9 protein-coding genes are annotated in these 10,552 nt (G+C 56.0%); 4 read left to right on the top strand and 5 right to left on the bottom strand.

Annotated elements, in window-relative coordinates:
- Positions 1 to 258 precede the first annotated feature (258 nt).
- From LIO64_RS10520 to LIO64_RS10530, 3 genes are all read left to right on the top strand, one after another.
- A complete protein-coding gene (locus tag LIO64_RS10520; RefSeq protein ID WP_290549401.1) occupies positions 259 to 942 on the top strand; it encodes a hydrolase in 684 nt (227 codons plus the stop codon).
- A gap of 91 nt (positions 943 to 1,033) precedes the next feature.
- Positions 1,034 to 1,633 (top strand): antibiotic biosynthesis monooxygenase, encoded by a 600-nt coding sequence (locus LIO64_RS10525; protein ID WP_290549402.1) that lies wholly within the window; start codon positions 1,034 to 1,036, stop codon positions 1,631 to 1,633.
- Positions 1,614 to 3,518, top strand: a complete 1,905-nt coding sequence (locus LIO64_RS10530) for an amidohydrolase (protein WP_345779588.1) — start codon at positions 1,614 to 1,616, stop codon at positions 3,516 to 3,518. The genes LIO64_RS10525 and LIO64_RS10530 overlap by 20 nt, the downstream gene beginning before the upstream one ends.
- Positions 3,519 to 3,619: 101 nt before the next feature.
- Here the strand turns inward: LIO64_RS10530 and LIO64_RS10535 are convergent, their stop codons facing one another.
- The 5 genes from LIO64_RS10535 to LIO64_RS10555 all read right to left on the bottom strand — a co-directional run bounded on the left by LIO64_RS10535 (position 3,620) and on the right by LIO64_RS10555 (position 8,805).
- The gene (locus LIO64_RS10535; RefSeq protein WP_290549404.1) at positions 3,620 to 3,907 is read right to left on the bottom strand and encodes a putative quinol monooxygenase; all 288 of its coding nucleotides are present in this window, start codon (positions 3,905 to 3,907) and stop codon (positions 3,620 to 3,622) included.
- 76 nt (positions 3,908 to 3,983) lie between these two features.
- Entirely contained in the window at positions 3,984 to 4,922 is a 939-nt protein-coding gene (locus LIO64_RS10540) for a hypothetical protein (protein ID WP_290549405.1), read from the bottom strand.
- 324 nt (positions 4,923 to 5,246) lie between these two features.
- A complete protein-coding gene (locus tag LIO64_RS10545; protein WP_290549406.1) occupies positions 5,247 to 6,491 on the bottom strand; it encodes a 6-phosphofructokinase in 1,245 nt (414 codons plus the stop codon).
- Between the two features lie 169 nt (positions 6,492 to 6,660).
- On the bottom strand, positions 6,661 to 7,545 hold the full coding sequence (locus tag LIO64_RS10550) for a sialate O-acetylesterase (protein WP_290549407.1): 885 nt from the start codon (positions 7,543 to 7,545) through the stop codon (positions 6,661 to 6,663).
- Between the two features lie 153 nt (positions 7,546 to 7,698).
- Positions 7,699 to 8,805 (bottom strand): GntR family transcriptional regulator, encoded by a 1,107-nt coding sequence (locus tag LIO64_RS10555; protein ID WP_290549408.1) that lies wholly within the window; start codon positions 8,803 to 8,805, stop codon positions 7,699 to 7,701.
- 417 nt (positions 8,806 to 9,222) lie between these two features.
- Here LIO64_RS10555 and LIO64_RS10560 point away from each other — a divergent pair, with 417 nt between their 5' ends.
- Positions 9,223 to 9,954: a hypothetical protein gene (locus LIO64_RS10560; RefSeq protein WP_290549409.1), complete on the top strand. Its 732-nt coding sequence runs from the start codon at positions 9,223 to 9,225 to the stop codon at positions 9,952 to 9,954.
- The last annotated feature ends 598 nt before the right edge of the window (positions 9,955 to 10,552 follow it).

The raw sequence follows: 10,552 nt of genomic DNA on the forward strand, positions 1-10,552 counted from the left end.
GATGTCCGGAAACGCGCACGTTTTACGGAAGATGATGACTGTCTTTTCCTGAAAAGCTGATCCGGCTTTCATCCCAGGTCCGGCGGGGCTTGCACGTTGTTTGCCGGGCCTGCCGCTTTTAAACGGTTTGTCACATTCTGGCATTCTGTCAACAGAAACATGGGAACTGTTCTCCAACCAACCATGGACCCAGCGGTTTAAGGACCGGCGGATCCCTGATTTAAATAATTAAACATAGATTATAAGGAGAATAAGACCATGTCTCTGATAACCTCACACTATCATCAACTTTATACGCCGGAAGACACCGCCGTAGTTTTTATTGACCACCAGCCGCAGATGACCTTTGGCGTAACCAGCATCAACCGTGCCGATCTGATCAATAATGTCACTCTGCTGGCGAAAGCCGCCAAATTGTTCCAGGTTCCCACCGTGATTACGGCCGTGGAAACGGAATCCTTCTCCGGCTACGTCTGGCCCCAGCTTCTGGACGTTTTTCCGGGCGAACACGTCATTGAACGCAGCTCCATGAATTCGTGGGATTCCGACGAGTTCCGGAAGGCCATCAAGGCGACGGGCCGCAAGAATATTCTCCTTACCGGACTTTGGACGGAAGTGTGCGTTGCGTGGCCGGCCATTGAAATGATCGGTGACGGCTATAACATTTACGTGGTGGAGGATTGCTGCGGCGCCACCTCCAGGGACGCCCAGAAGGCGGCTCTTTCCCGAATCGTCCAGGCGGGGGGGACGCGGCTGACGACCATCGGGGCCCTCCTTGAATTCCAGCGCGACTGGAAGAACAAGGAACATTACGACGCCCTGATGAACCTGCTCAAACAGCAGGGCGGCGCTTACGGCGTGGGCGTGGAATATGCCTACACGATGGTTCATCATGCCCCCCAGTCCTCCCTGTCTCCGCAGGTGGTGAAGCATGATGCCTGATTTCCCCTAGGGTTTCTTCCGGTGCGCCGTCCGCTGCTGCGGAGTCTGCGCCGGAAGAAACGCCTTGAACCATTCACCAGGCATGAACGCCATGAATCCTGCAGATGAAGTGACGGTTGTGGTGCGGCGGCATATTCTGCCGGGGCATGAAGGGCAGTTTGAGCACGCCATGAGGGATTTCGTCAGCTTTGTGCTGAGCTGTCCCGGGCATGTTGGAATCAGCGTCTTAAGGCCTTCCGACGGAAACGGGGAGTATGTGGTGGTGGACCGTTTTGCCAGCGCCGCCGCCAGAAAGACCCTGGTTGCCTCCCCGGAGTATGAACGCTGGATGAAACTGCTGGGAGCCCATACGGAAGGGGAGGCCCACATCCAGGAGATGAACGGCCTGGACGCCTGGCTGAACGAGCCGGGCACCCCGATGAGGACGCCGCCGCGCTACAAGACGGCGGCGGCCACCTACCTGGGCGTGTGCCTCGTCATCTTTCTTCTGAATATCACGGTGGGAGGCCCCATCCGCAGCCTGCTGCCCGCGTGGCTTTCCTTTTTCCTGTTCAATGCCTGTGTGGTGGCCCTGCTGACCTGGGTGTTCATGCCGCTGATCAGTAGCGCGCTGTCTTCATGGCTTTTCACCCCTCAGGCTGGAACAGCTCCGGCAACAACCCCGAACCATGATGAAAATAATGAAAAATAATGATACGGTTTACGCCGATTTGATGATTTCCAACGGCAACATTGCTACGTTGGACGAGCGCGGTACGACGGCCCAGGCCGTCGCCGTCAAGGATGGAAAAATACTGGCCGTGGGGGCTGACGAGGATCTTGCCAAATACCAGGGCCCGGATACGCAGGTGATTGACGCCGGGAAAAGAACCGTTATTCCCGGCTTGAATGATTCCCACCTGCACGTTATTCGCGGCGGCTTGAATTACAATATGGAACTGCGCTGGGACGGCGTGCCCTCCCTGGCGGATGCCCTGCGCATGCTCCGGGAACAGGCCCGCAGAACGCCGCCGGGCCAGTGGGTGCGCGTGGTAGGGGGATGGAGCGAGTTCCAGTTTGCGGAACGCCGGATGCCCACGCTGGAGGAAATCAATGAAGCCGCGCCGGATACGCCCGTTTTTGTGCTTCACCTGTATTGCCGCGCCATGCTCAACAAGGCGGCCCTGCGCGCCTGCGGGTACACGAAGGATACGCCCAACCCTCCCGGCGGGGAAATCCAGCACGACAGCGAAGGCAACCCCACGGGGCTGCTGATTGCACGGCCGAACGCCACCATTCTTTACGCCACGCTGGCCAAAGGGCCCAAGCTGCCCGTGGAGCACCAGATCAATTCCACCCGGCATTTCATGAGGGAACTCAACCGCCTGGGCCTGACCAGCATCATTGACGCAGGCGGCGGCTATCAGAATTACCCGGAGGACTACCAGGTGATTGAAGAATTGCACAAGCGCGGGGAAATGACCGTGCGCATTGCCTACAACCTTTTTACGCAGAGGCCGAAGGAAGAGAAGGAGGATTTTGCCAGATGGATCAGGATGACGAAGCCGGGAGAGGGGGACGATTATTACCGCTGTAACGGGGCGGGTGAAATGCTCGTCTTTTCCGCCGCGGACTTTGAGGACTTTCTGGAACCGCGCCCCGATCTTCCCGGAGATATGGAATCCGAACTCAAGGGCGTGGTCAGCCTGCTGGCTGCCAACAAATGGCCCTTCCGCCTGCACGCTACGTATAATGAAAGCATTTCCCGCTTTCTGGACGTGTATGAAGAAGTGAACCGGGACATTCCCTTTAACGGCCTGCACTGGTTCTTCGACCACTGTGAAACCATTGACGAGAAAAACCTGGAACGCGTCAAGGCGCTGGGAGGCGGCATTGCCGTGCAGTGCCGCATGGCGTACCAGGGGGAATATTTCATAGACCGTTACGGCAGGGAGGCGGCGGAGCATACGCCGCCCGTACGCAAAATGCTGGAAATGGGCATTCCCGTGGGAGCTGGGACGGACGCTACGCGCGTGGCAAGCTATAATCCATGGGTTTCCCTGTACTGGCTGTCCACGGGGAAGACCGTGGGCGGTGAGCCGATGTACCGTGAAGAAGACTGCCTTTCCCGTGAAGAAGCCCTCCGGCTTTATACGCAGGGGAGCACCTGGTTTTCTTCTGAAACGGGCAGGAAGGGGGCGATTGTCCCCGGACAGCTGGCGGACATGGCCGTGCTGAGCGACGACTATTTCACCGTTCCTGAAGAGGAGATCAAGGGGATTGAATCCGTGCTGACCATCATGGACGGCAGGATTGTTTATGCCGCGGGACCGTTCAAGGATCTGGACCCGGAGCCCATTCCCGTACTGCCGGAGTGGTCCCCCATTGCCGTGTTCGGCGGCTACGGAGCGCCCCTGGACCCGAAAAAGGCGGCCAGGGCGGGCGTGCCCTTCCAGCCGGAACACCGGCATTCCTCCCATTGCCATGAGCATGGCTGCATGCATTCCGCCTTCATGCTGATGGAGGGCGCGGCGAATGCGTCGCGGCCCAGATATTCCGATTTCTGGGGCTCCGGGTGTGGATGCTTCGCGTTTTGACGGTAAATGATGCGAAGCTTCCTGCGCTCCGTCTCCATGGTGGGACGGGGCGCTTTTATTTTCCCGGCAAGGGAAGAAGGCCGTGGTTTTTCCTGCGGCGGTTAAAGCACTTCCCGGTACAGGGAAATCTCAATGGCTTCCTCCGTCATGTCGCTCAGGAGGGGAATGATGCGCTGGAAGTGTTCGGAATCGGCATGAACGTCCACAGCCGCCTGGTCCTTCCATTCTTCAATGAACGTCAGGATGTTGGGATCATCCATGTCTTCATACAGGTGGTAGGAAATGTTGCCTGCTTCCGCACGGCTCTTTTCCACAAGTTCCCGGGCGGCGGCGATGAATTCTTCCCTGGCGCCGGATTTGACGATGCTTTTGGCGGTAATTTTGATCATGGCTGTGGCTGATTGGCTGGTTCCAGAGTAAAGGCGCAGGAGAGCCTGTGTCAACGCTGCTTTTGGGGCATTGCGGTCATGGCTGGACGTCCTTCAGGATTTTCAGCACGTGGGCGCGCGTCGTTTCCGCATGTTCCGCACCGCTGGTGCAGGAAAGCCCCTGGTAAAGTCCCACCACTTCCAGGCGCAGGTCCATGTCCGGGCCATGCAGGTCATCCCGGGAGGGAAGGGGATAATTGGAGGCGGGGCCGCTCATGGATTTCATTTGCATGGTATCCATGTTGAACAGGCAGCTTTCCACCTCATTGGTAAACACCAGGCTGCCCTTGCGATGGCTGCACTCCGGCCTCAGCCTGTAAATGGTAATGGAGCTCCCGCCGCCGGGGTTGATCAGGATGGCGGGGAAGATGTGTTTGCGCCCCGTCTGGTCATGGACGGTCAGGTCAAAGTCGCATTCTCCAAAAAACCTGTTGGTGACGCGTGAGGAAATGCGGACGTCCAACGGGACTTCCGGAGGGAGGGGAACGCGGATAGAGGCGGAGAGTGCGGAGCCCGGCGGAAGTTCCGGCACCGGAAAGGGAACCGTGACGATGTCAATGGCGCAGCTGATGGCTCCGATCAGCACGAACAGAAGGATGCCCTTGTTACGGAGCTGGACGGACAGCAGTTTCCGGGATTTCCCCGGGTAAAGCTTGCTGGCCGATTTATCCTCCCGCAGGTAGTAGTCCGTCAAACGTGAAATGACGGCCAGGGCCGCGGCGATGGCTGCCAGCCATGCAAGGACGAAGGCCACGTTTTCCACGGTGGAACCCAGGGTGAAGAAGCCGAATGACCAGGTAATCAATGCCGCCAGCAGAAGGAAGATGACCAGAAAGGTCATGCAGCCGAACGGGGCCGTGGAGGCGGCAATCCAGCTTCTGCCGCGTTTGCCGCAGGCGCGCAGAATCAGGATGGCCAGGAAAAAGGCGAGGATTGCCAGCGTAGAGTAAAAATGTTGAAACAGGTAATCGAGCATGGCATGCAGGGATTAATTGGCCGGGGACCGGTTCCATGCCAGTTTCCGGAAAAGATCACGGAATAAGCCGTTCATGCGTGGCATAACGACTGCAGCCGATTTTGGACCTCATTAATGTTTTAGCCTTTTTCCCTCCTTGTTTGCAAGATTTTTCATTTCCTTGTTCTCTTCCCTCCGATTTTACTGTGTTCTGAAAATATTGATCCATAACCACATACGCAGGAAAAGAAAATAAAATGCTATCCCGGAGAATAGTCCGGCTTTCTTTTCCTCGGAAATTCCTTGTTTTCCGGTGTTAGGGAGCAGAGGGAGCCAGGGAAAAAGCTAGGCCTGCACCGGTTCCGCCAGCACTTTTCTGAGCTTCGCAAAGCGGGGCAGGGAGCATTCCTTCTGCATGGCTGTCTCGCCCTGGATCAGGGGCAGCACGTAGTCGATGAACGGCTGTTCCACGCCATTGCCGCGGGCATTGATCCATTCACGGGGCACGAGCTTTTCCACATTGGCGACTTCCGTCAGACTGATCAATTTGGCCTTGCAGGAATAGATGCCGTTTTCCGTACTCCGCTCAAAGGCTACCATCTTGTCCGTTTCTCCGGAAATGGCGGCTTCCACGGCGGCTTTTCCCGCCATGTACGCTTCGTCAATATCCGTCCGGGAGGCGACATGGGAGGCGCAACGCTGGAGCAGGGAAAGTTCAATGCTTCTTACCTTGGCTCCGGTCTGGCGCTTGACGGATTCCGCCAGCATGGCCCCCAGGCCGCCCAGCTGCGTATGGCCGAAGACGTCCCTGTCTCCGGATTCCGCGACGAAGCGGCCGTCTGCATATTGCACCCCTTCGGAAACGGCTACCATGCAGCTCCCGTTCCGCTTGTAGATCCGGTCCACGTCCTGCCAGAATTCCTCCATGCGGAAGGGCACTTCCGGCAGGTAAACCAGGTCCGGCCCGGCACCTGCGTAAGTGGCGAGTGCGGCGGACCCGGCCAGCCAGCCGGCATGGCGGCCCATGATTTCCACGATGGTGACGCGCCCCTTGTCGTACACGCGCAGATCCTGGTGCACCTCCATGCAGGAGGTGGCGATGAATTTGGCGGCGGAGCCGAAGCCGGGGCAGTGGTCCGTGCCGTAAAGATCGTTGTCAATGGTCTTGGGGATTCCAATCACGCGGCATTCATAGCCGGACTGCTGCATGAATTTGGATATCTTGTTGCAGGTGTCCATGGAATCATTGCCGCCGTTGTAGAAAAAGTAACGCACCCCGTATTTCCGGAACACCTCCAGCAGACGGCGGTAATCCGTATCATCCACGGCCGGATCAGCCATCCTGTAACGGCACGAACCCAGGGCGGAGGCCGGGGTGTATTTCAGCAGTTCCAGTTCCTCCGGGTCTTCCCGGGCCATGTCGAACAGACGTTCCTTCAGCACTCCTTCAATCCCGTTGGCGGCCCCCAGAACGCGGGTGACTGGTTCGCATTGCAGGGCAGTCCGGATAGCTCCCAGCGCGCTTGCGTTGATGACGGCGGTGGGGCCGCCGGACTGGCCGATGATGCATGCTCCTTTCAATGGGTTCATGGGGGAATGATGGATGAGAGAGAGTTCTGTGGGCCCCCGTTTTTCAGCCTTGGCGGCCCGGGGATGAAATCAGAATCAACCCTATCCGCAGCCCGGAAGGATGTCAAACATTATTGGTTGGCCGGAGGGCGGCCGTGCTTCTGGCAGCCAGGGGAGGAAAAGACGGGCCTCAGCGGTTTTGCTTCCATGCCTTTTCCAGGGCGGCGGCAAAGCGTTCTCCCAGGGTCAGGATGCCGTGTGTTCCCAGGTGGATCTGATCCGTCGGAAAAGGCGTGCGGAAATCCATGCTGCGCAGCTGGAGATCGTCTGCCGGAACGTAGATAGCGTTTTTTACGGACAGGGCGGTACGGGCATTCTCCGCCACTTCCCTTTGCCCCCGGCGAACCTCGTCCCTGCCGGGAAAACGGGAAGGAAGGGCGACGGGAAGAATGCTGCCATAAATGAACAGGAGGTCCGGAGCCTTCAGGTCGGCCCTGATGCGGTTAATCAGGTTATTCAGGTTTTCGCCATACGCACGGGAGTTGTCTTCTCCGGCAATGTCCCTGGCGTCTCCTTCTCCCTGCTGCCATGCCATGGCCTTCAGGACAGGGATATGGCCCTGTTTTTTCAGGGCTTCCAGGCCGTGGTGGACGGTCTGGATGAATTGGACGTATTCTTCCCCCGGCTTGTCCTGCGGAGTTTTCCCGGGATTCCATTGCCGGAAAAGGTTGCTGCCGCTGAGGGCATGCTTGATGATGGCCCATTTTTCCCGTGGGAATTTTTTCTGCAAGGCCGTTCCCAGGCTCAGCTCCACGCCGAAGCGGTCGGGGGATTCGGATGCCGGGCTTAAAGGAATGAGTTGTTCCGCAGGTTCCGTTCCTTTCAGGGAGCCGGAATAATACAGGAGGACCCGTTCATCCGTTTTAAAGCAGTCCGGAATGTTTCTGACGTACCCCTGGCCTGTCGCGTTTGATTGGCCGCCAATGAGAATGACGTTGACTTCCTCCGCATGCAGGGGCTGCGCCGGGAATGCATGGAGGGAACAGAACAGCAGGAGGAGGGTGAAGAAACGCATGGGAAGAAGGGGGAGACAGGTGAATCAAGTATTCAGGATACGTTTCCGGGAAAAAGATGTTATCTTTTTTCTGCCGGAATGCCTCCATGTCTCCCGTTTTACCTTTTCCGGCGCTTTCCTGCTCCCGGAATTCCTCCCTTTTGGAAAAGCGTTTTACGCGGATGGGGAAGTATGGTGCAGGGAGACGGACTGCCCGGGATAAATTTCCGGAATGACGGAAATGCTCTTGATGCTTTTGCCGGAAGTCAGGGCGCGGAGCATCCGGATGAGCTTGTGAACCGTTTTTGTCTGGTTCTCCTCATAATAGGTGATGGTTGGCAGCAGGCGCTCCATAAAGGGCTCATACGTCAGGCTTATCAGGCTGAGCTGGTTCGGGATGCTCAGGGAGCGGGCTTCAACCCAGGAGAGGATGGGAACGATCTGGTTGCCCCGCGTGGCGACCAGGGCGGACATGTCCGGATGTTCCTTGAACGCTTTGGCGAGGTATTCAAAGAAAAGAGGCGTTTGAAACGGGGTGGGAATCAGCACGGGATTCCAGCCCTCTCCCGCAAAACTGAAAAATCCCTTCTGCATTAACTGGTGGCCTTTCAGGGGATCCGGAGGCAGGCACAGGCCGACGGTCCGGTGGCCCTTGTTCCACAGATGCTGCGCCGCATGGTGCGTGGTGGCCGCCCAGTGGCGGTCCAGATAGGGAAGGTTGCTGCTTTGGTAGGAAGTGCCGCGCACGATGCAGGGGATGGCGTGCGTCTTGAACCAGAGCTGGGTCTGTTCCGAGGACCGGTGGAGTATCCAGCAGATGCATTCGGATTTGGTCACCAGTTTGGAAAGCCGTTTATCCGGATTATTGCCTAAAATCCAGGGCGCTTCAAAAATGCGTACGCTGATGCCGTCTTCCTCCAGAATCTTGGAGATGGTGTACACCTCCGCCAGGACGCTTTGCGCCAGCCTCTTGAGGGGCTGGGGCGTCAGAAATCCGATGATGCCTCTTTTTTCCTGGACGGAAGGGCAAGGGATATTTCTATCCGCTTCTTTTTCCATGGTTTTCAGGATGCGCCGGGGAACCTTGATGCGCGCAGGCGCAATCCATGCCTCCTTTTCCAGAAGGGCCAGCGCCTTTCTGACAGTCTCTCTTCCTACAGACAATCTGTGTCCAAGCTCCCGTTCACCGGGCAGAATGTTGACCAGGCTGCCACTGAGGATCATCTGTTTGATTTTATTGGCTACGGATTCAACCAATGAAGAAGTCGGCAACGAAGTCATACTCTTGTATATACGTATTATCCTGGACGAATTCGAGGCAATTGTAGGGATTACTGTTGCCGCTCCTTTCAAGGTGAATGGATGGATTATTTTAAATTGTTGATATTCTGTGATATAGGATTAATTCTGAGACCCTGGTCTTTTTCAATGCCCGAGAATGAGTGGATGATGTATCAGTGACCTATGATTATCAAGGGACTGTGTGTTGATGATGTACGTTGAAAGGTGGTTTGTACTTGTTTTATAAAATATTTAATATAAAAATATTTGGCCATATTTTCTATTCAGTGGCGTCATTCTTTGAAGCTGCTTGCCTACGGAAAACGGGATCATGCCGCCTGCCGCTTTCCGGGACCGCAGGCATGCACGTATCAGCATGGATGATTTTCATTCTTCTCCCGGTACTAAATCTGCGCGATGAAAGTGAATACCACACCGGGCGCAACCTACGCGCTGACATGTACGGCAGCATGCTCTGTCCGGGCGCTTCTTAATGACGCCTCTTCCCTGACTATTCTGGAAACGGAAAATCCCGGACAGTATATCTTTGTGGCTCCCACAGATACCGTGGAAGTCTCCGATGAACATGCACTGGTGACGCAGACTTTTAAAACTGCCGCCATGGGATCGTCTGCCCAGGGCGGCGGCATTAAAAACGGGCAGGACGCCACCCTGAACAAGCTGAAGGCAGCGGCAATAGATTGTGAGGGGCCAGTGACGTTTTCCGAGGGAATCACGATGGATGGAAATATCAAATCAACCGGAAACGGCTATTTCAAAGGTCTTGCATTAAATGATGGAACCTTCTCTTTCGTAAACCTTAGTGGAGAGAGCATGATGGTCTCCAATCAGGGAAAGATAGTAATAACCCATAATATGGGCAGGAGATGTATTTTTCTTGAGTGTCGCACTGTCGGCATGCAGGCCTATGCCTCCATGACAAAATTGAATGCAGGTGTTATTGGGCTGACCGGTAATTCGTTGCTGAATAGGACGGAAGGAGATGCCCGCTGGCTCAAGGTGAGGACAGACCTGTCCGATGCCGAATACGCCGCACTGGAGGAAAAAGACGCCACTACCCTCTACATCACCACCGATGGGGGGAAAATCTACGTCGGAACTCACGTGATTAACCAGTCCGGCCAATGATGATCCATCATGTTCATGCACATTACTGATGACGTACCAGCGGAAGAGGGGGGGACAGGATGTTCATACAATCAATCCGGACAAATCTTCCGGAAGGCCTCCACTCCTGTGGTTAGCCGTTTATATGGATTTCCATACACTATCCCCGACGCGGTGCAGCCTGTCAGAAAACAGGCTGGATTGCCGCGGCCGGAAAAGTCCGCCCTGTGAGGGTCTGCATGAAGGATGGACTGTTCAGGCAAGCCTGAACACTGGAAGAAACGACTCCGCTGAAGCCGGAGCATTATTCTTGCAGGCGTTATTTCCGGACTTCTCAGTTCTTTGATGATTCGGAATCTCCCCGGCATATGGAAACCTGCCGCAGGTGCAAGCGCCTTATCAGCGTTGTCGGAAGCGGTTCCTGTCTGGAACAGGTTGCCTTTCGCCCTCTTCTGTTCATGCGGAAGAGGGCTTTTTTACGCCTTAATGCATGGCGAACCTGCAAGGTAAGGCTTTTAAAAGCCGTTTCCGCGTCCTGCCACAGATGCTGCATCTTCAAGAAAAAAAGGCTCTTCATCAAAATCGGTGGATGAGCCGTCAACAGAGCCGCAAGCCAAAG

Origin of the sequence: Akkermansia sp. (genome assembly GCF_020860705.1) — a bacterium.
GTDB lineage: Bacteria > Verrucomicrobiota > Verrucomicrobiia > Verrucomicrobiales > Akkermansiaceae > Akkermansia.

What these genes read in the sequence shown, in the direction of transcription:
- LIO64_RS10520 (WP_290549401.1), top strand. Translation starts at nt 259, where the DNA reads ATGTCTCTGATAACCTCACACTATCATCAACTTTATACGCCGGAAGAC.
- LIO64_RS10525 (WP_290549402.1), top strand. Translation starts at nt 1,034, where the DNA reads ATGAATCCTGCAGATGAAGTGACGGTTGTGGTGCGGCGGCATATTCTG.
- LIO64_RS10530 (WP_345779588.1), top strand. Translation starts at nt 1,614, where the DNA reads ATGAAAATAATGAAAAATAATGATACGGTTTACGCCGATTTGATGATT.
- LIO64_RS10535 (WP_290549404.1), bottom strand. Translation starts at nt 3,907, where the DNA reads ATGATCAAAATTACCGCCAAAAGCATCGTCAAATCCGGCGCCAGGGAA.
- LIO64_RS10540 (WP_290549405.1), bottom strand. Translation starts at nt 4,922, where the DNA reads ATGCTCGATTACCTGTTTCAACATTTTTACTCTACGCTGGCAATCCTC.
- LIO64_RS10545 (WP_290549406.1), bottom strand. Translation starts at nt 6,491, where the DNA reads ATGAACCCATTGAAAGGAGCATGCATCATCGGCCAGTCCGGCGGCCCC.
- LIO64_RS10550 (WP_290549407.1), bottom strand. Translation starts at nt 7,545, where the DNA reads ATGCGTTTCTTCACCCTCCTCCTGCTGTTCTGTTCCCTCCATGCATTC.
- LIO64_RS10555 (WP_290549408.1), bottom strand. Translation starts at nt 8,805, where the DNA reads ATGACTTCGTTGCCGACTTCTTCATTGGTTGAATCCGTAGCCAATAAA.
- LIO64_RS10560 (WP_290549409.1), top strand. Translation starts at nt 9,223, where the DNA reads ATGAAAGTGAATACCACACCGGGCGCAACCTACGCGCTGACATGTACG.